General features: G+C 63.6%; 25 protein-coding genes. 19 read left to right on the top strand and 6 right to left on the bottom strand.

Going from position 1 to position 26,061, the window contains the following annotated elements; genetic code table 11:
* Positions 1-87 precede the first annotated feature (87 nt).
* Positions 88-1,284 (bottom strand): acyl-CoA dehydrogenase family protein, encoded by a 1,197-nt coding sequence (locus tag IDT60_RS15435; protein ID WP_191079714.1) that lies wholly within the window; start codon positions 1,282-1,284, stop codon positions 88-90.
* A 3-nt stretch (positions 1,285-1,287) separates the two neighbouring features.
* On the bottom strand, positions 1,288-1,782 hold the full coding sequence (locus IDT60_RS15430) for a MaoC/PaaZ C-terminal domain-containing protein (RefSeq protein WP_191079713.1): 495 nt from the start codon (positions 1,780-1,782) through the stop codon (positions 1,288-1,290).
* Between the two features lie 134 nt (positions 1,783-1,916).
* On the opposite strand from IDT60_RS15430, the gene IDT60_RS15425 reads away from it, so the two are divergent.
* Genes IDT60_RS15425 through IDT60_RS15405 form a run of 5 tightly spaced genes read left to right on the top strand, consistent with a single transcriptional unit; the run spans position 1,917 to position 6,069 of the window.
* Entirely contained in the window at positions 1,917-3,500 is a 1,584-nt protein-coding gene (locus IDT60_RS15425; RefSeq protein ID WP_191079712.1) for an acyl-CoA carboxylase subunit beta, read from the top strand.
* Between the two features lie 9 nt (positions 3,501-3,509).
* Positions 3,510-3,833 carry an EthD family reductase gene (locus IDT60_RS15420; RefSeq protein ID WP_191079711.1) on the top strand — a complete coding sequence of 108 codons (324 nt, stop codon included), beginning with the start codon at positions 3,510-3,512 and terminating at the stop codon, positions 3,831-3,833.
* Between the two features lie 3 nt (positions 3,834-3,836).
* Positions 3,837-4,544, top strand: coding sequence for an EthD domain-containing protein (locus tag IDT60_RS15415; RefSeq protein WP_191079710.1), 708 nt, complete (start codon positions 3,837-3,839; stop codon positions 4,542-4,544).
* A 56-nt stretch (positions 4,545-4,600) separates the two neighbouring features.
* Positions 4,601-5,569 (top strand): DMT family transporter, encoded by a 969-nt coding sequence (locus IDT60_RS15410; RefSeq protein WP_191079709.1) that lies wholly within the window; start codon positions 4,601-4,603, stop codon positions 5,567-5,569.
* Positions 5,566-6,069, top strand: a complete 504-nt coding sequence (locus IDT60_RS15405) for a nuclear transport factor 2 family protein (RefSeq protein ID WP_191079708.1) — start codon at positions 5,566-5,568, stop codon at positions 6,067-6,069. Before IDT60_RS15410 ends, IDT60_RS15405 begins: the two co-directional genes overlap by 4 nt.
* Positions 6,070-6,086: 17 nt before the next feature.
* Here IDT60_RS15405 and IDT60_RS15400 read toward each other — a convergent pair whose 3' ends face one another.
* The 3 genes from IDT60_RS15400 to IDT60_RS15390 all read right to left on the bottom strand — a co-directional run bounded on the left by IDT60_RS15400 (position 6,087) and on the right by IDT60_RS15390 (position 9,018).
* Positions 6,087-7,130: an MBL fold metallo-hydrolase gene (locus tag IDT60_RS15400; RefSeq protein WP_223883743.1), complete on the bottom strand. Its 1,044-nt coding sequence runs from the start codon at positions 7,128-7,130 to the stop codon at positions 6,087-6,089.
* Entirely contained in the window at positions 7,120-7,875 is a 756-nt protein-coding gene (locus IDT60_RS15395; RefSeq protein ID WP_191079707.1) for an SDR family NAD(P)-dependent oxidoreductase, read from the bottom strand. The genes IDT60_RS15400 and IDT60_RS15395 overlap by 11 nt, the downstream gene beginning before the upstream one ends.
* Before the next feature lie 63 nt (positions 7,876-7,938).
* Complete coding sequence (locus IDT60_RS15390; protein WP_223883993.1) at positions 7,939-9,018, bottom strand: alkene reductase; 1,080 nt, start codon at positions 9,016-9,018, stop codon at positions 7,939-7,941.
* A 176-nt stretch (positions 9,019-9,194) separates the two neighbouring features.
* On the opposite strand from IDT60_RS15390, the gene IDT60_RS15385 reads away from it, so the two are divergent.
* Positions 9,195-9,818, top strand: coding sequence for a TetR/AcrR family transcriptional regulator (locus IDT60_RS15385; RefSeq protein WP_191079706.1), 624 nt, complete (start codon positions 9,195-9,197; stop codon positions 9,816-9,818).
* A gap of 135 nt (positions 9,819-9,953) precedes the next feature.
* Here the strand turns inward: IDT60_RS15385 and IDT60_RS15380 are convergent, their stop codons facing one another.
* Positions 9,954-11,174, bottom strand: a complete 1,221-nt coding sequence (locus IDT60_RS15380; RefSeq protein ID WP_191079705.1) for an ABC transporter substrate-binding protein — start codon at positions 11,172-11,174, stop codon at positions 9,954-9,956.
* A gap of 187 nt (positions 11,175-11,361) precedes the next feature.
* Here IDT60_RS15380 and IDT60_RS15375 point away from each other — a divergent pair, with 187 nt between their 5' ends.
* The 13 genes from IDT60_RS15375 to IDT60_RS15315 all read left to right on the top strand — a co-directional run bounded on the left by IDT60_RS15375 (position 11,362) and on the right by IDT60_RS15315 (position 26,003).
* A complete protein-coding gene (locus tag IDT60_RS15375) occupies positions 11,362-12,210 on the top strand; it encodes a branched-chain amino acid ABC transporter permease (RefSeq protein WP_223883992.1) in 849 nt (282 codons plus the stop codon).
* Positions 12,203-14,161, top strand: coding sequence for an ATP-binding cassette domain-containing protein (locus IDT60_RS15370; protein ID WP_191079703.1), 1,959 nt, complete (start codon positions 12,203-12,205; stop codon positions 14,159-14,161). The genes IDT60_RS15375 and IDT60_RS15370 overlap by 8 nt, the downstream gene beginning before the upstream one ends.
* Positions 14,158-14,961, top strand: coding sequence for an ABC transporter ATP-binding protein (locus tag IDT60_RS15365; RefSeq protein ID WP_223883742.1), 804 nt, complete (start codon positions 14,158-14,160; stop codon positions 14,959-14,961). Before IDT60_RS15370 ends, IDT60_RS15365 begins: the two co-directional genes overlap by 4 nt.
* On the top strand, positions 14,958-15,347 hold the full coding sequence (locus IDT60_RS15360) for a universal stress protein (protein ID WP_191079702.1): 390 nt from the start codon (positions 14,958-14,960) through the stop codon (positions 15,345-15,347). Before IDT60_RS15365 ends, IDT60_RS15360 begins: the two co-directional genes overlap by 4 nt.
* Before the next feature lie 249 nt (positions 15,348-15,596).
* Positions 15,597-17,132, top strand: coding sequence for a class I adenylate-forming enzyme family protein (locus IDT60_RS15355; protein ID WP_191079701.1), 1,536 nt, complete (start codon positions 15,597-15,599; stop codon positions 17,130-17,132).
* Positions 17,129-17,950: a fumarylacetoacetate hydrolase family protein gene (locus IDT60_RS15350; protein ID WP_191079700.1), complete on the top strand. Its 822-nt coding sequence runs from the start codon at positions 17,129-17,131 to the stop codon at positions 17,948-17,950. The genes IDT60_RS15355 and IDT60_RS15350 overlap by 4 nt, the downstream gene beginning before the upstream one ends.
* 41 nt (positions 17,951-17,991) lie before the next feature.
* On the top strand, positions 17,992-19,755 hold the full coding sequence (locus IDT60_RS15345) for an acetyl-CoA carboxylase biotin carboxylase subunit (protein WP_191079699.1): 1,764 nt from the start codon (positions 17,992-17,994) through the stop codon (positions 19,753-19,755).
* Positions 19,752-20,618: a CoA ester lyase gene (locus IDT60_RS15340; RefSeq protein ID WP_191079698.1), complete on the top strand. Its 867-nt coding sequence runs from the start codon at positions 19,752-19,754 to the stop codon at positions 20,616-20,618. Before IDT60_RS15345 ends, IDT60_RS15340 begins: the two co-directional genes overlap by 4 nt.
* Positions 20,619-20,675: 57 nt before the next feature.
* Positions 20,676-21,161, top strand: a complete 486-nt coding sequence (locus tag IDT60_RS15335) for a MaoC family dehydratase (protein ID WP_191079697.1) — start codon at positions 20,676-20,678, stop codon at positions 21,159-21,161.
* Between the two features lie 279 nt (positions 21,162-21,440).
* On the top strand, positions 21,441-22,793 hold the full coding sequence (locus IDT60_RS15330) for an MFS transporter (RefSeq protein WP_223883741.1): 1,353 nt from the start codon (positions 21,441-21,443) through the stop codon (positions 22,791-22,793).
* Between the two features lie 286 nt (positions 22,794-23,079).
* Positions 23,080-23,250, top strand: a complete 171-nt coding sequence (locus IDT60_RS23285) for a hypothetical protein (protein ID WP_223883740.1) — start codon at positions 23,080-23,082, stop codon at positions 23,248-23,250.
* Between the two features lie 176 nt (positions 23,251-23,426).
* Positions 23,427-24,818, top strand: a complete 1,392-nt coding sequence (locus IDT60_RS15320) for a class I adenylate-forming enzyme family protein (protein ID WP_191081969.1) — start codon at positions 23,427-23,429, stop codon at positions 24,816-24,818.
* 15 nt (positions 24,819-24,833) lie between these two features.
* Positions 24,834-26,003, top strand: a complete 1,170-nt coding sequence (locus IDT60_RS15315) for an MFS transporter (RefSeq protein ID WP_191079695.1) — start codon at positions 24,834-24,836, stop codon at positions 26,001-26,003.
* Positions 26,004-26,061: the final 58 nt, after the last annotated feature.

Genomic DNA, 26,061 nt, shown 5'->3' with positions numbered 1-26,061 from the left:
CCTGTTTTTCGTGCGCGGGAGGTTGTAGGGAACAAAAGAACGACGGCGGGTGCGCGCCCGCCGTCGTTCTTTCCCGTTTGGTCAGGTTCAGAAGGACCGCGGCAGTCCGAGGTGCTTCTCACCGATGTAGTTTCGGGTCATCTCATCCGTCAGCGGGGCAAACGTGTACAGCCTGGCGTCGCGGAAGTAGCGCTGCATGGGCAGTCCGCGGAAGAAGCCCCAACCGGCCATGACGCGCATGCCGATGTCCGTGGTGGTGGTGGCAGCGTCGGAGGCGGCGAGCTTCGCCATGGCCGACCAGGTCTCATTGGTAACCGGGCCGGCGTCGGACGCTTCTGCGGCCTGACGCAGCAGGAGCCGCGCCGATTCAATCTTCACGCTCGCATCCACCAGGCTGTGCTGCAGGCCCTGGAACGAACCTACCGGCTTGCCGAAGGCGTGCCGCTGCCGGGCCCAGCCGACGGCGGTTTCCATGGCTCCGCGCGCGATCCCCAGGGCCACTGCGGCGCCATTGAGCCGTTCCCCGTTGAGGGTGTCCAGCACCTGCCGGAACCCCCGGTCGAGTTCTCCGAGGACGTTCGAGGCCGGGACGCGGACGTCGTCCAGGTAGACATCGCACTGCGCCAGCCCGCGGATGCCCATGGTGTCGATGACTTCGGTGCGGATCCCCGGGGTGGACCGCGGGATCAGGAACATGGTGATGCCGTCGATTGCGGAGCGGGATATTTCACTGGTCCGGGCCAGAAGGATGAGGTAGTCCGCATCCATCGCACCACCGATCCAACGTTTCTGCCCGGTAATCGAGTAGCTGCCGTCTTCCAGCCGGGTTGCAATAGTCTTCATCGCCCGCGCAACGTCAGTGCCGCCGTCGGGCTCGCTCAGCCCGAAGGACATCTTGGCCGCTCCGGCGTGCAGGGGTGCCAGGAACTCCTCCTGCTGCTCGCGGTTGCCGTACGAGTGTAGCAGTTGGACACCCATGTACTGGACCACCATGCTGACGCCCACCGAGGTGGGTCCGGCACCGAGTTCCTCTAGGACCACGGCCTGCGCCTGGTGCTTCGGGCCAGGGCCGTGGAGCTCGCCGTCGAGCTTGAGCAGGCCGGCGGCCGCTATCTCGCGGAAGAGTTCGACGTCGTACTCTTCGGCTTCATCGAATTTGTTCAGCCGTTCCGGGGTGACGTGTTCGGCCAGGACGGCCCGGACCCGCTGACGCAGCGCAGCGAATTCGGCGGGCTCGGCGATGTCGGCCGGCGGCGCGGGTTTGAAATCGTCTTGAATGCTCATTGCCTATTTCCTCTTGATGATGAAGCTGCTGCTGAATGTCATGACGGTGGTGTGGTCCTGTTTCAGGACCGAGTAGTTGATTTTCCAGATGCCCTGTCCGGGCTTTTTGGTCTCGCGGGCCATATCAACGGTGGCGATGACGCGGATGGTGTCGCCGATGAACACCGGCGCTGACGCGCGGACCTCGTCCAGTCCCAGCCAGGCCACCACGTTGCTGAAGTAACCGGTCTGGGTCATCAGTCCCAGTGCCAGTGACAGCGTGAGGGGGCCGTGGGCAATGCGCTGGCCGAACGGCGTCGTTGCCGCGTAGGTCTCGTCAAGGTGCAACGAGACAAGGTCGCCGGTGAGCCCTGCCCATTGGACCAGGTGCGCATCCGTGATGGTCATTCCGGCCGTATGGATCACGTCACCGGCCACCAGGTCTTCCCAGAAGTGGTCGGGGCGGCCCTTGGGAAGCGGCAGTGTGGTGCCGGCCGCTTGGGGATTAGTGCCGTGCATGTCTCTCTCCTGTTCGGTCAAATGAGGACGGGTCCCTAGGGGAATCGTAAGTCCCTCTTGAATAAGACTAGACGAGCGAACGCTTGTTCGTATACTAATAGAGGACACCAACTCTAATTTTCTGGAGGCTCAACATGAGTGAAGCTACGATCGTCGCCCCCGCGCCGGCGTCGGACATCGAAGTTCCGGCACCCACGGTGCATGAACAACTGACCGAGAAGCTCGCTTCGGCCCGCCTCGGTGGTTCCGAAAAGAACCGCAGGAAAATCATCGAATCCGGCAAGCTCCTGGTCCGCCAGCGCCTCGCGATCCTTTTCGACGACGAAAACTACATCGAAGACGGCCTGCTGGCCCGCTATGAAGAAGGCCTGCCAGGTGACGCCGTAGTCATCGCGTTCGGCCGGGTCGACGGACGCGAAGTCTGCGTTATTGCCAACGACTTCTCCGTCAAGGCCGGCACCTGGGGCAACCGTACCTTTGAAAAAATCATCCAGGCACAGACGAAGGCAGATGCCGCAGGCATCCCCATCGTCTACCTGTTCGATTCCGCCGGAGCACGTATCGACGAGCAGTTTGAAAGCTTCGCCGGCCGCCACGCGTGGGGCAACATCTTCTACAACCAGGTCCAGATCTCCGGCCGCGTCCCGCAGGTCTGCGCACTCTTCGGTCCCTCACCCGCCGGTTCGGCCTACGTTCCCGCGCTGTGCGACATGACCATCATGGTCCGTGGCCACGCGACGGCGTACCTCGGATCACCCCGCCTGGCCGAAATGGTCACCGGTGAAGTAGTCACGCTGGAGGAAATGGGTGGCGCCGAAATGCACTGCACCGTCTCCGGCCTCGGTGACGTACTGGTTGAAGACGACGAGGAAGCGCTCAACGCTATCCGAGTCTGGCTTTCCTTCCTTCCCGCCAACTGGGAGACCCCCGCGCCGCTTGCTCCTGCGATTGAACCCCGCCCGGGCCGGTCACTGCAGGACATTGTGCCCCTCCGCGAAGCTGAAGTCTTCGACATGGAGGAATTCGTCGAATCCCTCGTGGACGAAGGATCCTGGTTCCCGTACAAGGAACTGTTCGCCCCGGAAATGCTGACAGGGTTCGCCCGGATCAACGGCCGCCCCGTTGGGCTGGTAGGCAACCAGCCCAAGCACATGGGCGGGTCCATCTTCCCCGACTCCTCGGACAAGGCTGCCCGCTTCATCTGGATCTGCAACGCCTACAACATCCCGATTGTTTTCCTCGTGGACATCGCGGGCTACATGATCGGTTCGGCTGTGGAGCGCCAGGGCATCATCCGGCACGGGGCCAAGATGATCTTCGCAGTCTCGGAGTGCAGGGTCCCGCGCATCACCGTCCTTGTCCGCAAGGCCTACGGCGGCGGCTACCTCGCCATGTCGGGTGCCCCCATGAACCCGGACGCGGTCATTGCGTTGCCCACGGCCCGCCCCGCACTCATGGGTCCCGACGCTGCCGTCAACGGCATCTACTACAACCAGATCCACGAGATTGAGGACCCCGTTGCACGCAAGGCCTTCATCCTGGAAAAGCACAACGAGTACGCCGAAGGCATCGACGTGTTCAAGATCGCCAACGCGAACGCTGTGGAGGCCGTGGTTCCCGCCAACGAGCTTCGTGCTGACCTGACCAGGCGGCTTGGACTGTACTCCAAGCGCAAGATGGTCCCCGTTGAGCGGCGCCAGGCCGTCACCCCGGCCTAGGCGGAACCCGTGATCAAAGTAGTGGCAGTGATCAAGGCAAAGCCGGAACTCACAAGAGAGGAGTTCCTGCACTTCTGGAACGCGGAACATCCGGACTACGTGCGGAAGCTGCCGGGGATTATCCGATACCGCCAGAACCCCGCCATTGAGCACCGGAAGCCCTGGCCCTACAGCGGCATGGCTGAGCTTTGGTTCGCGTCGGTGGAGGACGTCAAGGTGGCCTACGCAGGGCCCGAAGGCAAGGAACTGTTCGACCATGAGCACCACTTCCTTGAAAGCGTTGAATGGTTCCTGGCCGAGGAAATCGACGTGCCGCTGACGGCAGGTGCCTGACGAATGCCCAAGCGGATCACGTATCTGGAAGCCCGGCCGGACAAGGACCGGGAAGCGTTCCGGACCCACTGGTCAACCACGCACGCCGAGATAGCCCGGGATCTGCCTGGCGTGACGGCCTACCGGCAGAACCACGTTCTGCCGCCCGCCGGCCAATCGTCCGCGCCCGCTGCCGCATCCGCCGTCGAGGAGTCGGCGGAGGGCTTGGCGTACCGCGTCGACGGCATCGTGGAGTTGTGGTTCGCCGATGAGAAGGTCGTGGGAGCGGGATTCGCGTCCGACGTCGCCGCCCGGCTGATTGTGGACGAACCGAACTTCCTCAGCGGCCTGACCGGTGGACCGGTCACGGCCGGCACGCCGAACGCTCACTGGCCGTTCAAGGTCTGGGTGCTGGCCCGCTGGGCGGACGGGGCAGAACCGGCACGGGATGCCCTCGAGTTCTGGGCGGAGCAGCTGTCCGCAACGCACGACGGCGCCCTCGGCTGGGGCGTGAACGTCCTGGTCCCGGGGGCCGAGCTGTTAGTCCGCGAGGCGTTGCGCCGCGAAGAACCGATTCCAGAAGTGGCTGTCTCCATCGGCTTTGCTACCCAGGCCGCCGCCCAGGCGGCTGCTGATGAGCTGGACCAGCAGCTGGCTCAGGGAATGGACGGACTCCAAGGCGTCCTGACCCGGTTGCATGCCTGCCTGGCCGAGGAAATTGTCATCATCTGACTGCCCGCGTTGATTGAACCGACGGCCACGGGAAGCGGGCCAGGAAAGGAACAAGCATGACTCCTGCCGGTGCGGTGGTCCGTTTCATCCTGCTCGGAGGAGCTTGGGGTTCCAGTTTCCTGATGATGAAACTGGCGGTGGCCGGGCTGTCACCGGGACAGGTGGTCCTGGGGAGGCTGGTCCTCGGTGCGCTGGCGTTGAGCCTGCTGTTGGTCCTGGCGCGGCGCCCGTGGCCCCGGCAACGCCAACTCTGGCTTCATCTGGCGGTGACCGCCGCCGTCGGCTGCGTCATTCCGTTCCTGCTGTTCGCCTGGGCGGCGGAACGGATCCCGAGTGGCGTCTCCAGCGTCCTGAACTCGGCGGTGCCGCTTGCCACTGCTGCGGTCACAGCCCTGGCCTTGCGGCAGGAAAAAGTAACGCGGTGGAAGCTGGCCGGCATCCTCACGGGCGCCGTCGGAATCCTCCTGGTGTTATCGCCCTGGCGCTTCTACGCCGCGGACGCAGTCGATTTGTGGGGGCAGTTCGCCTGCCTCGGAGCAGTGCTCTGCTTCGGCGTTGTCTTTGCGTACACGAAGAAATACGTTTCGCCGCACTCAGCGGATCCCGTCGGCGTGGCCGCTGTCCAGATGGCAGCGGCATGCCTGCTGGTGCTGGTCATGGCGCCCTTCATTGCCGTGGGCCCGGTGACGCTGACCGTACCGGTGGTGGTTGGCATGTTGCTGCTCGGCGTGGTTAGTACCGGCCTGGCTTACATCTGGAATTTCCGCCTCATCGGCCAGTGGGGTGCCACGGCAGCATCCACGGTTGCCTACATCACTCCGCTGGTGGGGGTGGCCCTCGGTGCGCTGGTACTCCACGAGGAAATCACCTGGAATCAGCTCGCCGGAGCTGCGATCGTCATTGCCGGGATTGTCCTGGCCCAAGCGGGCGCCGTGCCGGCCGGCGACGCCCGGACCGGCCTGGCGCAAGCAGGCTCGAACCGAACCCTGGAGTCCCCGGACGGGGAGATGGAGGAAACAAAGTGACCGGACCCGAAGACTTTGAAGAGATCAGGAATCTCAAGGCCGACTATTTTCGGCACCTTGACGCCAAGAATTGGTCTGGCCTGAGGTCCCTGTTCCATGCCGATGCCACTTTCGGCGGCTTTCCTTTCGATACGGAGGACGCAGATGACTTCGTCCGGAGCGTATCGGGGTTCCTGCATGGTGTGGACTCTGTGCACCAGGGCTTTATGCCCCGGTTGGCAGCTACCGCCGACAGCGCTATCCATGGACTCTGGTCAATGCACGATTACCTGCTGTGGCCCCGTGACAGCAGGGACTACCGCGGGGCCTGTGTCCCCGGACTGTATGGAATCCGGGGGTACGGCTTTTACGAAGAGGAATACCGCCGCCTCAACGGACGATGGCGCATTTCTGTCATGCGGCTCCTCCGGACCCGGATCGACCTGCTCACCGGGGATCAGGTGCGCCCACCCATGTCGAGCCTGATTGAACCTACCCCGGACTGGATTCCTGACGCGTAATGACTGGAAACCGGCGGTTACGGCGCCGCGACCAGTCCCGGGACGCCGGGGTGGATTCCTGAGGTCGCCAAGTAGCGGATGTGGGCGGCTGTCTCGCTGAGGGCCAGTCTGAACTGCAGCTGCCCCAGCGAGGCCCAGCCCCTGGACCAAGTGAGCTGCCTGGCCACGTCATGGACCGTCGAAGCGCCCGCGCTCAGGACGGCCAGCACCTCGCGTGAACGTTCGGTAATGTGCTCTTCCAGGACACGGGCCCTGTGGCCCACGCCCCGGAAGCGGTATTCGTGTGCCGGGCAGACTTCGTAGTGGTCGTTCCCGGCGATCTTCTGCAACGACTCGATGTTGCGGCGCAGCGGATCGGTGTCGCCGCGGATTTCGAGGGACACGTTGGGGGAGATGCGGGGAAGGACGTGGTCGCCGGACAGGACCAATTCGCCGGCGTCGTCCCACAGGCAGATGTGGCCCGGGGTGTGGCCGGGGGTGTCCATGATGCGCCAGTTGCGGCCGGCAACGGACAGGATATCGTTGTCGCCGAGGCGCCGGTCGGGGTCGGCCAGGCGGCGCATGTCCAGAAGTGACTCCGGGGTCATGGCCGCCTCTGGCACCCGTTCTTCAGGCACGCCCCAGGCCCGCATACGGGTCTGGTCCAGGGCCGATTCCTCGTGGGCGTCCTCGAAGGCGCTGATATGACGTCGCTCGTTATTGCCCAGGGCGATCCATGCCCCGGAGCCGCTCGCCAGGCGTGCTGCCATGCCCAGGTGGTCGGTGTGGAAGTGGGTGGCAACAATGCCGGTGATTTCCCGGGGGCCAACGTCCAGGCTGGCAAGGGCGGCAATCAGCTGGCCGTGGCCTTCGTCGGAATCGAAGCCGGGATCCACCACGACGCATTCGTCGCCGTCGAGCAGCACGTAGCTGAGCGTGTAACGCATGGGGTTCCCGGGAAAGACCACCGGAACGCTGTGCACGCCCGCCGCGACCAGCTCCACCGGGGGCAGGACCTTGCTGTGCCAGGCTTCACGCTGGGCGGTGCCGGTGATGGTGATGCCCGCGGTCTCAGCCCTCATGGTTGTTGAACAGCGAGAAGAGGCGGGTGGCGCCGCCGTCGATCAGAAGGTCCGCACCGTTGATATTGCGCGCGTCGTCGGTGAGGAGGAAGGCAATCATGGCTCCGATCTCAGCAGGTTCGATGACGTTCTGCGTGGGGACACGCCGTCGGACCTGGTCCCGGACCTCCTGGATGACCATGGGGGTGTCCACCACCCCTGGGCACACTGAATTGACGGTGACCCCCGTGCCCCAGAAATCTTCGAGGAGCGAACGCGTGAGGTTGGCGAGGCCGGCTTTCGACGCCGCATAGCTCGGGTACGGGTAGCCCGTAACGCCGGCGATGGAGGCGATGTTGATGATCCGCCCCCAGCCGGCTTCGATCATGGCGGGGGAGAACGCCCTGATGAGGTTGAACGGGCCAACCAGGTTTACGTCCAGCGCGCGGCGGAAGGATTCGGCGGTGCTATCCGCGAGGTACTTGCGGTCCAGGATGCCCGCGGCATTGACCAGCGCCTGCACGGGACCTACTGCCGAGGTCACCTCGGCAAGGAGGCGGGCGACGGCGGCTTCATCGGCCACGTCTGCGGCAAAGGCACTTGCATTCCCGCCCGAGTCCCGGATGGTTTGGGCGGCCGCCTCGCTGGCTTCGGCGTTCAGGTCAACGCAGACGATGGTGTGGCCGGCTCCGGCGAGGCGGGCGTTGATGCCGCGGCACATACCGCCGCCAGCGCCAGTCACCAGGATGTTTAGGGGAGTGCTCATAGCGTTGCGTCTCTTTCAGGAAGTCGGTTGCGGCGGTGGTTCAGAGGAGGGGACAGCCCGCGGTCAGATCCCGCTGATGGCCAGCGACGGGTAGTCGGTGTAGCCCTCATGGCCTCCGCCATAGATGCCGGCAGGACGCAGCGGCTCCAGCGGCGCCCCGGCCCGGAAACGCTGGGGGAGGTCGGGGTTGGCGATGAACAACCTGCCAAAGCCCACGAGGTCCGCAGTCCCATCGGCGAGGAGCCGTTCGGCGGACGCCTGGTCGTGTCCGCCGGTGACAATCACCACGCCGTCGAACAAGGCCGCGAGCTCTGCAGTGGGGATGGAATCGGCCGGACTCTCCACAGTGGTGGATCCGGCGATTTCGGGCTCCACAAGGTGGAGGTAGGCGATTCCAAGGTCATTGAGCTGGCGGATCACCGTGGAATAAAGCGTCCGCTTGTCTGAATCGTGGGCGTCCATCCAGTCTGACGACGGCGAGAGCCGGACGCCGATCCGGTCCGCCGGGAGGTGCCGGGACATTTCCCCGATCACCTCGCGGAGGAACCGCGTGCGGTTTTCGAGCGACCCCCCGTATTGGTCGGTTCGGCGGTTGGAGCCGTCGTTCAGGAACTGGTCCACCAGGTAACCGTTGGCAGCGTGAAGTTCGACGCCATCGAACTCTGCCCGGACAGCGTTGCGGGCCGCTGCACCGTACGCGTGAATGATGCCGGCGATGTCCGCCGTCGTCAGTTCCCGCGGAACCTCATACGGAATCCGGCCCTGGGGGCTGCGGTACTGGTAGCCGGTGATGGGGATGGCTGAGGGCGCCTTTGGCGGCAGGCCATCGGGCTGGACGCTGGAATGGGACTGCCGGCCGACATGCCACAGCTGGGCGTACACTGCTGCGCCATCGCGCTTGGCCGCGGCAACCACCGGGCGCCACGCCGCCACCTGTTCAGCGGAGTAGAGCCCGGGCACCCGCGCGTATGCTGTGGCCTGCGGAGCGATCACCACTCCCTCGCTGATCACCAGGCCGGCACCTGCGCGCTGGTGGTAGTACTCCTCCATCAGCGGCGTTGGGACGCCGTCATCAGTTGCACGGCTGCGCGTCAGGGGCGGCAGGACAATGCGGTTCCGAAGCGACTGGCCTCCCACGACCACACTGTGGAACAAGCGGCTGGGACGTTCCAAGGTCTTCTCCTCATGACTTACGAGCGTTTGTACGTTAAGCTGAGTTTTGCGGATGTTCTTGGCGATGTCAATGCCTGATCACCAGAAGCGGACGCTTGTTAGGATAGGGACCACCACGAACACGACGTTGAAAGGAGGCGGCCAGCATGACTGTACGAGCTGAACGAAACACGGCCCACACCATTAGGGAGGGCGCGGCCAAGCTCTTCTTCGAGCGCGGCTACGACGCCACCACACTGCGCCAGGTTGCCTCCGCTGCCGGGCTAAAGGTCGGCAGCCTCTATAACCATATCGACAGCAAAGAACACCTCCTCCTGCAGATCATGGGCGGGATCATCGATGATCTGCTCGAACGCGTTGAGGAAGCCATTGCCGGAGCGGAGGGTGGCGACAGTGTGGACCTGCTCCAGGCTGCGCTCGCCGAGCACATCACCTTCCACGCCGAGCGGGCCCAGGAAGTCTTCATCGGCAACGCCGAGCTGCGCTCGCTGCCCCAGGAGGCCCGTGAAGTAGTCATCAAGAAGCGTGCGGACTATGAGCTGATCCTTGAAAAGCTGGTTCGTGCTGCAGGCAAGGACGGCCTCGCTGACGTCATCGACCCCAAAATCCATGTGTACAGCTTCGTGGCGCAGGCGACGCACATTGCCAGCTGGTTCAAGCCCGGTGGCCGGTTCTCGCTCGAGGAAATTGTCCGCATCTACACGCGGCTTGCCCTGCGTGAGCTGAACGTCAAGGACGCTGACGAGCGCGTCCGGCGGGGTGCTGCCTAGTTCCCTAATCGAGGCGTGGGATCCCGGCGCTAAAGCCGGCTCTTGGCGCAGAGATGCCGCCACCCGACGGCGGAGTGCACGCCAGAACGCCCGGCTGGAGATTCCAGCCGGGCGTTCGCGCTTTGTTCGTAGTGGTCAGTACGTCTTTTCGACGACGAACTTTCCGTCCTTGACCGCCAGCACGGTCAACCCGGTGAGCCCTGTGGGGCCGTGGTATTCGGGTGTAAACGTGTAGATGGCGTTGACGGCGGTCAGGTCTTTGGTGTTGTTTTCCAGGGAATCCCTGATGGCGTCACGCGTGTCCTGGAGGCCGGAGGGTTCACTCTTGAGGTTCTTGAGCGCGTTCTCCAGGAGCATGGCTCCATCCCAGCCGTTCGCGGAGTACTGGCCGGGGGCCTCGTTGTACTTTGCTGTGTATTTGTCCACGAGGTTGCGCACCACCTTGTACTGGGGATCGCTTTCCTTCACGTCGGCCGCCGCGAGCACCTTGGAACCCTGCAGCAGGGTGTTCTCGCCTGCGGCGCCAGCGTTGTCTATATAGGCGGGTGAGCCCGCGCCGGGGGAGTGGAAGAGTATCGGTTTGAAGTTGATGGACGCAGCGCTCTTGGCAACGATCGCGTTGGCCGGGTTCACGGCCCACACCAGAACCACATCGGGCGCAGCCGACGCGATCTTGGAAAGCTGGGCGGTGACGTCCGTGGAGGTTGCGTTGAACACTTCGTTGGCAACGAGCTCCACGCCCGCCTCCTTGACCAGCGGTTCGATGGTCTTGACCGCATCCTGGCCGTAGCCGTCATTCGTGGCCAGCAGTGCGATCTTGGTCCAACCCTTGTCTTTGGCCAGCGCGAGCTGTGCCTGGAGGGAGAGTTTGGTGTCTGTGTATTCCTTGAACATGTAGGTCGCCTCTGCCGCCGGCGAAACGATCGCGGAAGATGAAGCCAGCGAGATGACGGGCAGCTTCAGGGACTTGGCGAAGGACTTCAGGGCAATCGATTCCCCACTGGAGCTGGGGCCAAGAACAGCATGGACCTGCTCCTGGGTGGCCAGCTTGCGGAGCTGGTTGACGGCGTTGCCCTCATCGCTGGTGCTGTCCAGGACCACAAGTTCAACCTTCTTGCCGTTGACACCGCCGGACGCGTTGACGTCCTCGAAGTACAGCTCGATTGCCTTGCGCTCGGGCTCGCCCAGGGCGGCATAGCTGCCTGTCAAGCCGACCAGGACGCCAACCTTGTATGCCTCGGTCCCGCCGCCTGCGGCGTTGGCCCCGCAGGCCGTCAGGGACGCGGCCAGAACGCCCGCTGCGGCAATGGCGCCGAAGGTCCTCCGGTTGAATGTGGAACTCAAATTACGACGCATGGGTCTGCCTTTCATCCCGGCAACATTGCCGGTGCGGAGAGTTGGGGCGAGCGTTGACATGATCTGCGTCACGCTCGTAGACTCCATCAAAACGAACGAACGCTTGTATGTCAATGCTCGTAAACCAATCGGTTCCGGGCTCCACTGTTTTTGAGAGAGGCTTCTCATGGAAGTTGCGTTGCAACTAGTGCTTTCCGCGCTAGCCGTGGGCGCCATTTACGGTTCGATGGGCATCGGCTACGTGGTGATCCATCGCATGACAGGAATGGTCAACTTTGCCCAGGGCGACATCGCTGTCGCTGGCGCATTCGGGGCGGTTGTCGCTTCGGCTGTCCTTCCCCCGCTTGCCGCCATCGGTGTCGGCGCGCTGACGGGAGCCGTAGCGAGCGTCCTGATGTACCACCTGGCCATTTTCCCGCTCCGCAAGCAGGGCCTGCTGGTACAGACGATCGTGACCCTCGGGGTTGGCATTGTTATCCGGTCTGTCCTGCAGCTGGTCTTCGGAACCGGCCCGCGCCAATTTGATCCGATCACCGCCGGCGGCCCCGTGAACATTGCCGGCGCATCGCTGCCCCAGCAGGCGTTCTGGGTTATCGGCATCACCCTGGTGGCCTACGTCGCCCTCGCCATGTTCTTCGAACGGACACTCACCGGCAAGGCTCTCAGCGCCTGTGCGGTCAACAGCTATGCCGCCGGCGTGGTGGGCATCAATCTCACGGTCATGGCCACCATAGCGTTTGCCCTGTCGGGCGCCGTTGCCGGCGCTGTCCTGGCAACCCAGGTCCCGACGTCGTTCATCACCGTCGGTGCCGGGTTCGCCCTCGGACTCAAAGGCTTCATAGCCGCCATCCTGGGCGGCTTCGACAAGATCGGGCTCACCCTGGCGGGCGGCTTCCTCATTGCCCTGGTGGAAAACGTGGCGTCCCGGAGCATTTCCACGGCGCACTCGGAGACCATCCTGTTCGTGCTCCTTATTGCCCTCCTGATCCTGCGTCCGCAAGGCCTGACCCGAAAGTTGGTGGTCGAACGTGTCTAGGTCCTCCCTCACCGAGAACGATCGCAAGAATGCAAGGGCAGCACTGCCCGTCAGCCTGAGCGGAAACGGCCTGAAATGGTCCCACGGTGCTGCCGCCCTGATGTGGGTCGTGGTGGTTGCCGCTGCCGGACTTGGGCTCAGCGACTACTGGCAGGGCATTGGTGCAAGCGTTGGCCTGATGGCCCTCCTCGCACTCGGCATGATTCTGGTGACCGGCTACGCAGGCCAGTTCTCGCTCGCCGTCGGCGCCTTCTACGGAATCGGTGCCTACGGCAGCGCACTGCTGACCATGAACTTTGGCTGGCTGGGTATCCTCGCCATCATCGTGAGCGCCGCTTTGGCGGGGGGTGCCGCGTACATGTTGGGACGGCCCATCTTCCGGCTTCGTGGACACTTTCTCGCCATGGGAACCCTCGCCCTCAGTGAAGTCTTCTTCCTGCTGGTCAACAACCTTGAAATCACCGGCGGTTCCTCCGGCCTTCCCCTTTCCGCCCTGGACGTCTTCGGATTTGAACTCTTTGACACCGGCCAGCACTTCATCCTGAACTGGCTCATCGTTGGCCTGGTCCTCTGGGGTTGCCTGCGGCTTGCTGTGGGCCGCGAAGGGCGCGCCCTCAAAGCCATCCGCGGCCATGAGGCCGCCGCCGCCTCCGCCGGCATTAATATTGCCGCCTCCAAGACGCGGGTGTTTGTGGCATCCGCCGTGATCAGCAGCCTGGCCGGATCGCTGTACGCGCACCAGGTCATGTACGTGAATCCGCCGCCCTTTGGCGTGGCCACCGCCATCGATGTGCTGGTCATTGCCGTCCTTGGCGGCATGCGCTCCCCGTGGGGTGCGGTGATTGGTGCGGTGGTCCTGGAATTCCTGCACCAGAGCATCGAAGGCGTCCTGACGCAGCTGTTGGGCTCTGCCGCCGTTGGTGCGGGCCAGACGCTGGTTCTGGGCGCACTGCTTGTGGTCATTCTGATCCTGCGACCGGACGGGATCGTGGGGGTTGCAGCAAGCATCGTCCGGAAGTTCAAGCGGAAGGCGGCCGCTCGGGAGACCGCCGCCGAAGCAGACCAGGAAGAGTACGTGACCATGGCGCAGGCCCGGTCAGCGGATGACGCCGTCCGGGAACGCGAAGGCCATGCCCTAGGCGAGGTAGTCCTGCAGGCCCGTGGGCTGGTGAAGCGCTTCGGCGGCGTCACTGCCGTCGACCATATCTCCCTGGACATCCACGCCGGTGAGGTGCTCGCGGTGATCGGACCGAACGGCGCCGGCAAGTCCACCTTGGTGAACCTTCTCTCCGGAAACCTGCTGCCGACGGCGGGAACAGTCTCCATCCTTGACGAGGAAATCACCGGCAAACCCGCCCACGTCGTGGCGCAGCACGGACTGAGCCGTTCGTTTCAGACGCCGTGCCTCTTCGAAGGCATGGATGTGCTGTCCACCGTCAAGGTGGGAGCGCATCTGCGCGGGAATATCGGTATGCTCCGCTCGTCTCTCCCCACTCCCGGGGCTCTCCGCGAGGAGCGGGAGCTGGACAGGCTGGCACACGAGGTCCTGGACCGTCTGGGACTGGCCGCCTTTGCGGCTGAGGATGCCAAAAACCTGTCCTTGGGCCAGCAGAAAAAGATCGAGATTGCCCGCGCACTGGTGGCCAATCCGAAGGTGCTGCTGCTCGATGAGCCCTGCGCCGGCCTCAACAAGGCGGAGAAGAAATCACTGCTGGTGCTCCTTCGACAGCTGGGCCGCGAAGGAATTGCCGTCCTGGTGATCGAACACGATATGGAGTTTGTTATGGCTTCGGCCGACAGGGTCCATGTGGTCAACTTCGGTGCCACCCTCAAGATCGGTAGCCCTGCCGAGGTGCAGGGCGACCAGGCCGTAATCGATGCCTACCTGGGCGTCCCCAGTGACTCCGTAGATGCCACGGACCAGCCCCTTGAACCGGAGGTCATTCGATGAGCGCCATGCTCGAAGTCTCAAATGTCAGTTACTCTTACGGCCGCGCCCAGGTCCTCTACGACGTTTCCTTCGAAGCCGCGGAAGGCGAGATCGTCACGATCATCGGGCCCAACGGCGCGGGGAAAAGCACCCTGCTCAACGTCGTGGCCCGGTCCCACAAGCTGCGGCGCGGGAATATCAGGATGGCTGGCCACGGGACCGAAAGGCTCTCGCAGGCCGGCGTGGTGAAGCTGGGCTGCGTCCTGGTTCCCGAGGGCCGCCAGGTGTTCTCCTCACTGACAGTCCACGACAATCTGGTCCTCGGCGGCTATGTGTCCCGCCGCGCAGGCACCGCCAAAGCCACCATTGAGCGGGTGTTCGATATCTTCCCGCGGCTGTCCGAGCGGTCCAACCAGCTCGCCGGCACACTCAGCGGCGGCGAACAGCAGATGCTGGCGATCGGCCGGGCCATGCTCAGCCGTCCGAAAGTGATGCTGCTGGATGAACCCAGCCTGGGGCTCGCACCGCAGATGACCGCGCGGATCATGGAGGTGCTGGGTGAACTGCGCCGGGAATCCGGACTGACCATCGTCCTGGTGGAGCAGAACGCGCACGCGGCCCTGGGCCTGGCCGACCGCGGCTACCTCATGAGCGGCGGCCGCGTCCTGACCTCCGGGACTTCCGCGGAACTCAAGGCGGACAGGATGGTCCAGCAGGTGTACCTGGGCGCGGCGGCGGATCCCGATGCCACCCGGCAGGACCCTACTCAGCGATCCGCTACCGGGCAGCCTGCTGCTGCCCTCTCCGCGGAGGCGAAATGACCGTCCTTGTAGCCTACGTCCCCCGCCCCGAGGGGCGCGCCGCCGTCATGCGTGGCATCGAGATGGCCAGGCTGACCGGCCAGCCGCTCTATGTGGTGAACGCCGGGCCGGGGGGTGACCACATGAGCAAAGCCTTCTCTGATACCGCGGACATGGACGAGGTGGACCAGGAGCTGGCCGCCTCCGGCGTGACCTATGAACTGAAACAATTTGTCCGCGGCCGGACGGCCGCGGAGGAAATCGAAGACCTGGCCGAGCAACTTCCGGCGTCAATGCTGGTCATCGGTCTTCGGCGCCGCAGCCCCGTGGGCAAACTGGTGCTGGGCAGCGTGGCGCACGATCTCCTCATGGGCGTTGAATGTCCCGTCCTGGCGGTGAAGCGCTAGATTCCCCCGGGAAATTTAAGGAATACCGGCCGGCTCCGCTGCGCACCCAGCGTTGCGGAGCCGGTTTTTCCGTGCTCAAACCTGCCGTTTTGCGGACAAAATAAGGCATAGGCGGTCCTAATTATCCCAGCCTCTTGCGGCAGGAACCATCTCGGACTAAGCTATCGAACGTACGCTTGTTCGTTGATGAACAAGTGTCGTGGAGTCCGCGACACAACGGCCCACTTCAGCCCGACCGAGGAGTAAACATTGCGAACGATTGGTGAGTGGATCAGGCTCAACCACCGGCGCTACCCCACGCGTGAGGCCTTGGTGGACGGCACCAGCCGGCTGACCTTCGGTCAACTCGCGGAGCGCGCTTGGGGCCTGGGCCGTGGCCTGCGGGACGCCGGCGTCCGCGCAGGCGACAATGTGGGCGTCCTTGCCGGCAATTCGGTCTTTAATGCTGAAGCATTCTTTGGTGTCGCCGCGGCCGGCGGCACCTACGTGGCGTACAACTGGCGCTGGGCCCCGGCGGAACTTGCCGCGGGCATGAAGGAAACGGGCGCGAAGATCATCCTGGTCGAGGAACGCATGCTTCCCAATGCCGAGGAAGCCCTTGAAATCCTTGGCCGTACTGAAGGGGAAGTTCCGCACCTGGTCCGCCAGGGTGCGGAGTTTGAGGGCCTGCACACCGGCGCGGGTCCGCTTGAGGACGTCACCACATTGGACAGCCCGCTGTGCATCATATATACCGGCGGCAGCACCGGCACTCCCAAGGGGGTGGTCATGTCGCACGGCGCGGCAGCGGCCAACGCCTTCAACGAAATGTACGACTGCGGAGTCGGCAACCGGCAGGACGAACGCGGCCTGATTGTCACGCCGTTGTTCCACTCGGCTGCTTTGCTGTGCTGGCTGGTTCCCCACTTCATCGCCGGCGCCACCAGCGTCATCGCGGAGAAGTTCAACGACGAACTCATCGTGGACCTCGTGGGACGGGAACGGATCACCAACACGTTCCTCATTCCCAACATGATGCGCCGCCTTATGGAGAGCGGGGTTTTCGCGGATCAGGCCATCAGGACCCATCTTAAAGCCGTTCATACCGGTGCGGGCCTGCTGCGGATGCCGGACAAGCAGCTGTTTACGGATCTGCTGCCCGGCGCCGAACTGTACTTCCGCTACGGACTGACCGAAGCCGGGCCCATGGTCACCAGGCTCAAGCCACGGGACATGCTGGACCCGGCCGTGGACGGTTCGATCGGAACCGAATACCTATTGGCCGAGGCCCAACTCCAGGATCCGCTCGGCCAGCCGGTTGCACCCGGCGAGCTCGGCGAGATCTGCGTCAAGGGTCCCTCGTTGATGACTGGCTACTACGGCCGGACGGATGCCACCGCCGAGGCATTCCGTGGCGGCTGGCTGCACACCGGCGACCTCGCGGTACAGGATGAGCGCGGCTACTACTTCTTCCGCGACCGTCTCAAGGAAATGATCAAGACCGGTGGCGAAAACGTCTATTGCGCGGAAATCGAACAGGCGCTGCACCTTCACCCCGCAGTCCTGGAAGCGGCTGTGGTGGGTGTCCCTGACCCTCGCTGGGACGAGGAGGTGCGCGCCGTCGTCGTACTCCGTCACGGAGTCAGCGCCAACGGTGAGGAGCTCTCCACCTTTCTGCGCTCCCACCTGGCCGGGTACAAGATCCCGAAGAAGATCGTCTTTATGGGCGCGGACCAGCTGCCGAGGTCTGCCGCCGGGAAGCTCGTGAAATCGCAGCTCAAGACAAACCTTGGATGGGGAGCATGAAACTCGCAACTGTACGCATTGAAGGAGGCACGTCGGCCGCCGTCGAGGCAGAAGGTGCTTTGACCCTGTTGCCGTTTTCCGACGTCGGGGAGTGGCTGCGTGCCGGTTCGCCCGCGGTTGAAGCGTACGACGGCGGCGCACGACTGGTGTTGTCAGAGGCGGACTTTGCGCCGTTGGTCACCGCACCCGGAAAAATTGTGTGCGTAGGGCTGAACTACCGTGAGCACATCCTGGAGATGGGCCGGGAACTGCCGACCCATCCCACGCTTTTTGCGAAGTTCGCCGACGCCCTGATCGGGGCGAACGATCCCATCGTGTTGCCGCCGGGATCGGAAGCAGTGGACTGGGAAGCCGAACTGGCCGTGGTGATCGGCAGCCGGGTCTCACGGGCCACGGAGGAGGAAGCCGCGGCCGCGATCGCCGGGTTCACGGTTGCCAACGACATTTCAGCCCGCGACTTCCAGCGCCGCACCACGGAGTGGCTGCAGGGCAAAACCTTCGATGCAACCACGCCTCTGGGTCCGTTCCTGCTGACGGCCGATGAGGCCGGCAGTGCACCCGCGCTGGAGATTTCCTGCACCGTGGACGGCGCCACTAAGCAAAAGGCGGACACCGGTGATTTGGTGTTCGGTCCAGTTGAGCTGGTCCGCTACATCTCCGCGGTGACCACGCTCAACCCCGGTGATGTAATCCTCACCGGAACCCCCGGGGGAGTGGGCGACGGCCTTAATCCCAAGGAATTCCTGGCTGACGGCAGCGTCGTCACCACCTCGATCTCCGGCATCGGCGAATGCCGCAACGCCTGCATCCTGCGCTGAATCCGGCCCCTGATTCCTGCGCCCTAGCACTAAGGACCATCATGTTTACCAAGATCCTCATCGCCAACCGTGGCGAAATTTCTGTCCGGGTGTCCCGCAGCTGCCGTGCTATGGGCATCGAGTCCGTGGCAGTGTATTCAGCCGCCGACGCCGGCTCATTGCACGTGCGAGTGGCGGATGCCGCCATCAACCTCGGTGACGGGCCCGCCAGCGAGAACTACTTGAATATCCCCAAGATCATCGCAGCCGCCCTTGAATCCGGTGCCCAGGCGATCCACCCGGGCTATGGGTTCCTCTCGGAAAACCCGGAGTTCGCCGAAGCGGTCGCGGCCGCCGGCCTGACCTTCATTGGTCCTTCCCCGCACGCCATCACCACCATGGGCGGCAAGGTCGCGGCCCGGGATGTGGCCATCCGCGTCCAGGTGCCTCTGGCGCCGGGCACTGATGGTGCGATCGCCAGCGCTGCTGAAGTTGAAGCGTTCGGCGCCGAGCACGGCTACCCCGTGCTGGTCAAGGCTTCAGCCGGTGGCGGGGGACGTGGCATGCGCCGCATCGACTCCGAACCCCAGGCCAGGGAAGCTTTCGACGCCGCCGTCCGTGAAGCCACTGCCGCGTTCGGCAATGGCGAGGTGTACCTGGAACGGTACCTCACGCATGCACGCCACGTTGAGGTCCAGGTTTTCGCCGATACCCATGGCAACGCCGTTTACGTCGGGGACCGCGACTGCTCCGTGCAGCGCCGGCACCAGAAGCTGATCGAAGAGTCCCCGGCCCCAGGCCTGTCGGATGCACTGCGTGCGGCCATGGGCGAGTCCGCGGTGCGGCTGGCCCGCGAAGTGGGATACGTCGGTGCCGGAACCGTGGAGTTCCTTGTGGAAGACGAAAAGTTCTACTTCCTGGAAATGAACACCCGCATCCAGGTGGAGCACCCGGTCACGGAAATGGTCCACGGGGTGGACCTCATCGCGGAACAGATCCGCGTCGCGGCAGGGGAGAAGCTTTCAATCCTCAACAACCTGAAGCCCCAGGGTGCAGCCATCGAAGCCCGAATCAACGCTGAGGACGTCGCCGAGGGCCGTTTCCTTCCAGCACCTGGACCGGTGCAGGTGCTGAATGCGCCTGACGGTGAAGGCCTGCGTTTTGATGCCGGCTACGAGTCCGGTGACACCGTGCTGCCGTTCTACGACAGCCTCATCGGCAAGCTGATCGCGTACGGTCCTGACCGTGCCACGGCCATGAAGCGCCTGCTTGATGGCCTGGACAGGCTGCAGGTAGAGGGGGTTCCCACCACGGCCCCGGCCGCGAAGATCATTGTGTCGCACCCGGACTTCCAGGAACTGCGCTTCAGCACGCTGTGGCTCGAGGAATCGGTTGACTTCACCGAGCCGGAACCCGTTGACCGCGCCAACGTGGAAGTGGGCGGACGCTTCTACATCATCCCCACTTTCAGCGATTACGGCACCGCCGGCGGCTACGGCAGTGCTGTTGCTGCAGGGGGTGCGGACACCGCGCCCGGCGATCCCGCTGCCGCCGTCGGGAAGACCCGCCAGGCACGGGCCAGGCGCGAGGTTGTCAGCGATGGCACGGTCAAGGCTCCGATGCAGGGCACCATCATTAAAATCAATGTGACGCCAGGCCAAAAGGTAGCCAAGGGTGACGTGATGTTCGTTCTCGAGGCCATGAAGATGGAGAACCCCATCGCTGCCCCGGTGGCCGGCGTCGTCGGTGACATCACTGCAAGTATCGGTGAATCCCTCGCAGCCGGCACGCTGCTGACCAAGGTGACCGAGGAGGCTGCAGCATGAAGCCCTACCGCTCCCTGCTCTTTGTCCCCGGCCACAAGAGGGACTGGATCGACAAAGCCTTGAACTCCGAAGCCGACGCCGTGATCATCGACCTCGAGGATTCCGTCCCCTCACAGGACAAGGAACTGGCCCGCGCCAACGCCCGTGAAGCCCTCGAAGCCCATGACGGTTCCAAGGGGATCCTGGTCCGTCCAAACGCCCTGGACACTGAGTTCTTCGGCCGGGACGTGGCCACCGTGACGCACCGGAACCTGACTGCGTTCCTGCTGCCCAAGCTGTTCTCACGCGACGACGTGGTCCGGTTCGATGCCCTGGTCACCGCCGCGGAGCTGGAGCACGGGATTGATCGCGGCACCGTTGAGCTCGTCCCGTCACTGGAGACTGCGGCGTCCATCAGCAAGGTGGACGAAATCCTGGCCGGCCCGCGGGTGGGCGGCGTCATGGCGGCAGCCGCCAAGGACGCGGACGTCTCAAGGGAAGTCGGCTTCCGCTGGACAGCCGCGGGGGTGGAGACCCTCTACCTGCGTTCCAAGGTGGTTGTGGCCGCTCGTGCCGCGGGTATCCGCACGATCGTGTTGGGCCTCTGGCAGGAGGTCCGAAACCTTGACGGTTTGCGCGTCTTCGCGCAGGACAACAGCGGGCTCGGCTACACAGGCCAGGTCCTTATCCACCCCTCACACGCACCTATCGCCAACGAGGAATACGGACTAACAGCGACTCTTCAGGACTACTACCAAGGCCTGATCGAGGCATTTGAAGAAGGCCAGCGCAACGGGCACGGGGCTGTCTCCTTCCGGGGCGACCATATCGACCTGGCACACGCGAACCACGCCCGCGAGGCCCTTGCCCTCGCGAAAACGTAAGACCTGCCCTGCCCCCCAAGAAAACCAGCAGAACTAAACGCGAGAAGGAGGCCAGTCATGGCCGGAATGTACTACGAGGATTTCATTGTTGGCGACGTCATCAAGCATGAAGTGACCCGTACCGTCACGGAGACGGACAACCTGCTGATCACCACGCTGACCATGAACGTCCAGCCGCTGCACCTGGATGCCGAGTTCTCAAAGAACAGCATCTATGGGCGCCAGATCGTCAACAGCATCTTCACCCTCGGCGTGGTCACCGGCGTTCCCGTGCAGGACACCACGCTCGGCACCACCCTCGGTAACCTCGGCTTCCGTGACATCGAGTTCCCCAAGCCGGTTTTCTTCGGCGATACCCTGCGCGTGGAGACCCAGGCCCTGGACAAGCGCGAATCAAAGTCCCGCCCGGAGACGGGCATCGTGGGCATCGAGCACCGCGGCTACAACCAGAACGACGAACTGGTTTGCGTTGTCCGCCGGACCGCCCTGATGAAGCGCCGCGCAGAGGTCGCCGCGGGAGCCCCTGCCACAGCCTCTGCATAGCCGCTGGTTATGGGCGAGGGCCCGGTGGCAACCGGGCCCTCGCCGCCTTACCCTAAGCACTTTGGTCTCCGTCTGGAAACGACGGAGACCTTTTCTTCCAAAGCCGTTGTATGCGATACATGTCACAGCGTACACTTACAAACGAACGCTTGTTTTTTATTGCAGATCCCTCGCGGTGCAGGACCCTCGTCTGAAGGCGTATCCGAACTCCGGTGCAGTTTGCCGCACGGTAGACCGGCTGATGCCGCTGACTTTCCATCGATTTAGGAGTGAGTTCCAATGTCGGAATTGACCAAGCCTGTAGAGCATTTTCCGCCCCAGGCGGGCGAAGCACCCACGTTCGATCCGAAGACGTCGCGGCGGGCCGTTGTGAGCGGGACTTTCGGCACCGCCCTCGAGTGGTTCGATTTCGCCGTATACGGCACCCTTTCCGCAACCCTCTTTCCCCAGCTCTTCTTCCCCGGCTTCGATGAAAACACTGCAATCCTTGCCTCCTTTGCCACCTTCGGCGCAGGCATGGTTGCCCGTCCGCTGGGCGGCATCGTCTTCGGTGCCCTGGGCGACAGGATCGGCCGGCGCAACGTGCTGATGTTCACACTGGTCCTTATGGGCGCGGCTTCCATACTCATCGGGTTGCTGCCTACTTACGCTATGGCCGGGATTGTCGCCCCGATACTCCTGGTGGTTCTTCGGTTCCTCCAAGGCTTCGCACTCGGCGGCGAGGCCACCGGTGTCCAGGTGCTGGTTGTTGAACATGCCCCGACGAATCACCGCGGCCTGTATGGCGGCATCCTGGCTACGGGTTCGCCTCTCGCCCAGACCTTCGCGTCCATTACCCTCACCGGACTGGCCATGTTCCTGTCCAAGGATGACTTCGCAGCGTGGGGCTGGAGGATTCCTTTCCTTATGGGCGTGTTCTTGCTGGTTGTTGGCGTATTCATCCGCCGGCGGATCGAAGAAACGCCGGCTTTCAAGGAAAACCAAAAGAAGGCAGCCGAATCGGCCATCCCGCAGGAACGCGCTCTGGCAGTGATTCTCAAGAAGCCGGGAACGGTCATCAAGCTGGTTCTGTCCTGGGCTGCATCTGCCGGCCTTTTCTGGATCAGCGTTACCTATGCCGTGAACTACCTGACCAAGGAACTGGGTTACGACAACTCGATCACCTTCGGGCTCCTGCTCGTCGCCAACCTCGTGTCGATTCCCGCGGCGGTCCTGGGCGGCCGCCTCAGTGACCGCATCGGCCGAAAGAAGACCTTCCTCTTGGGCCTGGTCATGCAGGGCATCGCGGCCGGCACCATGTTCCCCGTCATGAACACGATGAACTACCCTGCCAGTGTCGCGATCATCGCCCTGGCCCTGTGCGGGATCCAGGTCACCGCCGGAACGCAGGCCGCGTTCTTCGCCGAATCGCTCCCCACGAGCATGCGCTACACCGGATCCGCGCTTGGCATGACCCTGGCGGGCCTGATCTTTGGTGCGCCCATTCCGTTCATCGCCGCATGGATCTTCCAGAACACGGAGAACGGAACGTTCGCCCTGACGGCAATCGCACTGGGCATCGTGATGATTTCCATCATTGCCACGCTGACCCTGCCGGAGCGGTACAAGCATTCGCTGGACGAGGAACACTGACCACAGCCACCACAGTGACTGGGTAAGGACCCGGGCGGGGCAGTAGATTTCACTCATCTTGCGCTTCGAGCAACCCGGGTCCTTACTGGTGGGATGAGGCCATGCCTCTGAGCTTGCCGCCACCACCTTGAGCCGCGCGCAGGCTTCACCAGCAACTGTTGGAGGATCGATAATGTTTGCTCGCGTCAGCACGTACCGCCCAGCACCTGGCAGTTCCGGAAAGCCCTCAGGGGAAACCGTCCAGCAAGTGCTTGGATTGCCCGGGTGCCGGGGTATCTATTACCTGTTGGGCAAAGAAGACACCTCACTTGCCCTCACCCTGTGGGACGACGAGGACGCTCTTGATGCCAGCCGTCCGGTGGTGGACCGCATCCGCGCCGAAACCACGGCCGAACAACATATGGAAATCCTCGGCGTGGACGAATTTGAAGTGCTGACCCATCAGCTGAGGGAGTAGCAGCCAGCGACCCTGGTTCAGGTATAGCGATCGAGGATCGCACCTTCTGTCGCGTCCGGATAGTCTAAGAACAAACGCTCGTCTTGATCTCGATGCGGCCCTCCAGCATACTTACTAAAGGGTATTCGCCCGACCGGACGCCGGCACAGCGGCACCCAACACAGGACGTGAACCCCTTGCCATTCCTGAACCGAGTCCAGATGTGGGCGGATCTCCGCCCGGCAGAAACTGCAATCGCCGTCGGCGGCCGTGGATTCAGCTGGTCCGAGCTTCGCGGAGCTGCCGAGGAGCTCGTCCCCTCTACCCCGGAAACGTATATCCTGTCCGAGCCCAACACGGCTGAGTTTGCTGCGCTCTACTGTGCCGGAATTGCAGGAGGGCGGCAGATCGCCGTACTGGATCCGGCCTGGACGCCGCAGGCCAGGGAGGAAATCATTCGGAAGCTGCCTGCCCCGTCCCGTGCAGCGGGAACCGCGCTGGAAGACGGCGACCCAGACTCGACCTTCCTCATCGGTTTTACCGCCGGCACCACCTCGACACCCAAGGCTTTCACACGCTCCCGCCGGTCCTGGCAGACCTCTTTTGAAGCGTCCATCGAGTTTTTCGGCCTACGGCCGGACGACAAGACACTTGCCCCCGGACCGCTCTCGGCCAGCCTGAACCTATTTGCACTCTCCGAATGCCTCTACGCCGGCACTGAATTCCACACCCTGCGCAGTTTCGATGTTGGAGAAGCGCATGCAGTAATCACCCATGACGGGATCACTAGGTTGGTTCTTGTCCCAACAATGCTCCGCCTACTCAGTGAACGCGGACTCATGGCATCAGTGGATGCCTCCGCGATAAGGACCATCATCTGCGCCGGATCCAAGCTGGATGCCCGGACGTTGGAAGCAGCCCGGCGCTGGGCGCCGAACGCCACCATCTTCGAGTATTACGGCGCCGCGGAACTAAGCTTCGTGTCCGGTCGCGGCTTTGCCGCGAGGGAGCCGCTGGACTCTGCCGGCACCGCCATTGGCACGGCCTTCCCTGGTGTGGAGGTGCGGATCCTCGACGACCACGGAACACCCCTGCCGGACGGCACCCCGGGCAACATCGGCGTCAAAAGCCCCATGTTGTGCCAGGGGTACGTCTGGGGCGACGACGGGAAAGCCCTTCGCCGTCTGAACGGCTACGTGACCGTCGGTGATCAGGGATACCTCAGCGGCAGCGATTTGCACATTCTGGGGCGGAGCTCGGACATGATCAACACGGCGGGGAAGAACGTCTACCCGCACGAGGTCGAACTCGCGCTGTCCTCCGTTCCCGGCGTCGAAACTGCAGTGGCAGTCGGTCTGCCCGATGACCTGCGTGGTCATCGTGTTGTGGCCGGAATCGTTCCTTCCTGTGGAGGCCTCACCCCTACCGCCCTTACGGCGGGACTGGATGAACTCCTAAGCCGGGACAAAAGGCCCGTCCACTACTACGCACTCAGTGAGTTGCCCCTAACCGACAGAGGAAAAATAGACCGACGGATCTTTCTGCAGTGGATCGAAAACGACGACGGACGCGCCGAGCGCCTTGTCTGAGGAGTAGCTGACCAGATGCTGGGCCACAGCAAACGATCCGCCAGCCGGCGGGACGAGGTTCCCGACTCCATACTGCGGTCGGTCGGCTTCCTGTCCTTCTTCGACCGATTCGCCACCCCGCCTATGCTCCTCGTGCTTGCCGAGCGGACCGACCTCTCGCTGGGCCAAGCCGTCGAACTCGTCGCCGCCTATGCCCTGCTCTACGCTGTTGGACAGCCAGTGTGGGGGCTCATCAGCGACCGGTTCGGACGGATCACGGTACTGCGGACGGCGCTTGTCGGAGTGTTGCTGGGAGCAGTGGCAAGCACGTTGGTCAGTGCGTATATTCCCCTCCTCCTGGCCAGGGCGTTCACGGGGCTTATGGTCGGTGCGTTGTATCCAACCCTGTTGACGCTCCTAGGCGACACGCGGACCGGGATCCTGCGGGCTAAAGGTCTGTCCGATCTGCAGATCTACTCCTCACTGGGAACCACTGGCGCAACCCTTGCAGCCGGTACTTTGGCAGCTCTGCTGGACTGGCGACTGGTATTCGCTTTGCCCGCGGTCGGCTGTCTGGTTTTGCTGGTGGCCCTGCGCCGGGTTGGTCCGGGTTCCTCGAGGACCGGCCGCGTGGACTTTCGCAGCGCTTTCGCGGGCGCTCCTCTGGGCGTTTATGGGCTCGCCGTGATGGAAGGAGCGGTGCTGATGGGGGCTTTGACCTACATCGTCCCGGCATTGCAACAGGCTGGGAGTGGGGTTTCCTTGGCCGGTATCCTCGCAGCCGGCTATGGAGTCGGCGTTATTGCCGGTGCCCGCCTGATGCGGTTGTTGGTCCAGCTTTATAACCACACACGGCTTATTGCCATCGGGGGAATGGTGCTCGTCAGCGCCTTCGCAGCTTCATCCCTGTGGCAGCTACCCGCGACCCTAACGGTGACGGCGGTGCTCATTGGGGTGTCGAACGCCGTCCTTCATTCATCCATGCAGGGCTGGGTCACTGAAGTGGCCCCGCAGGCACGCGCCACCACCGTTTCCCTGTTTGCCTGCGCACTGTTTCTGGGCAGCTCCGTGGCTGCATACGGCACGGCAGGACTCGCCGAAGATGGCCGGTACGAGACTATATTCGCCCTCAGCTTTGGCATAAGCATCGTCCTGACGGTGGCTGCCACGGCGGGGCATGCGGTCTGGAAGCGCAGGCAGGCCTAGGAGGCGTACGTTCCAGCCCAGTCAGTCGGATTCGCGACCTGCTTCGGACCGGGGACAC

Source organism: Pseudarthrobacter sp. BIM B-2242 (assembly GCF_014764445.1).
Classification (GTDB): domain Bacteria; phylum Actinomycetota; class Actinomycetes; order Actinomycetales; family Micrococcaceae; genus Arthrobacter; species Arthrobacter luteus_A.
Note: the sequence above shows the minus strand (reverse complement) of the source record. Positions and strands in the feature narration are given on the sequence as shown.

Coding starts and splice junctions, on each gene's coding strand:
- IDT60_RS15435 (WP_191079714.1), bottom strand. CDS start 1,284: ATGAGCATTCAAGACGATTTCAAACCCGCGCCGCCGGCCGACATCGCC.
- IDT60_RS15430 (WP_191079713.1), bottom strand. CDS start 1,782: ATGCACGGCACTAATCCCCAAGCGGCCGGCACCACACTGCCGCTTCCC.
- IDT60_RS15425 (WP_191079712.1), top strand. CDS start 1,917: ATGAGTGAAGCTACGATCGTCGCCCCCGCGCCGGCGTCGGACATCGAA.
- IDT60_RS15415 (WP_191079710.1), top strand. CDS start 3,837: ATGCCCAAGCGGATCACGTATCTGGAAGCCCGGCCGGACAAGGACCGG.
- IDT60_RS15410 (WP_191079709.1), top strand. CDS start 4,601: ATGACTCCTGCCGGTGCGGTGGTCCGTTTCATCCTGCTCGGAGGAGCT.
- IDT60_RS15400 (WP_223883743.1), bottom strand. CDS start 7,130: ATGAGGGCTGAGACCGCGGGCATCACCATCACCGGCACCGCCCAGCGT.
- IDT60_RS15395 (WP_191079707.1), bottom strand. CDS start 7,875: ATGAGCACTCCCCTAAACATCCTGGTGACTGGCGCTGGCGGCGGTATG.
- IDT60_RS15385 (WP_191079706.1), top strand. CDS start 9,195: ATGACTGTACGAGCTGAACGAAACACGGCCCACACCATTAGGGAGGGC.
- IDT60_RS15380 (WP_191079705.1), bottom strand. CDS start 11,174: ATGCGTCGTAATTTGAGTTCCACATTCAACCGGAGGACCTTCGGCGCC.
- IDT60_RS15365 (WP_223883742.1), top strand. CDS start 14,158: ATGAGCGCCATGCTCGAAGTCTCAAATGTCAGTTACTCTTACGGCCGC.
- IDT60_RS15360 (WP_191079702.1), top strand. CDS start 14,958: ATGACCGTCCTTGTAGCCTACGTCCCCCGCCCCGAGGGGCGCGCCGCC.
- IDT60_RS15350 (WP_191079700.1), top strand. CDS start 17,129: ATGAAACTCGCAACTGTACGCATTGAAGGAGGCACGTCGGCCGCCGTC.
- IDT60_RS15345 (WP_191079699.1), top strand. CDS start 17,992: ATGTTTACCAAGATCCTCATCGCCAACCGTGGCGAAATTTCTGTCCGG.
- IDT60_RS15340 (WP_191079698.1), top strand. CDS start 19,752: ATGAAGCCCTACCGCTCCCTGCTCTTTGTCCCCGGCCACAAGAGGGAC.
- IDT60_RS15335 (WP_191079697.1), top strand. CDS start 20,676: ATGGCCGGAATGTACTACGAGGATTTCATTGTTGGCGACGTCATCAAG.
- IDT60_RS15330 (WP_223883741.1), top strand. CDS start 21,441: ATGTCGGAATTGACCAAGCCTGTAGAGCATTTTCCGCCCCAGGCGGGC.
- IDT60_RS15315 (WP_191079695.1), top strand. CDS start 24,834: ATGCTGGGCCACAGCAAACGATCCGCCAGCCGGCGGGACGAGGTTCCC.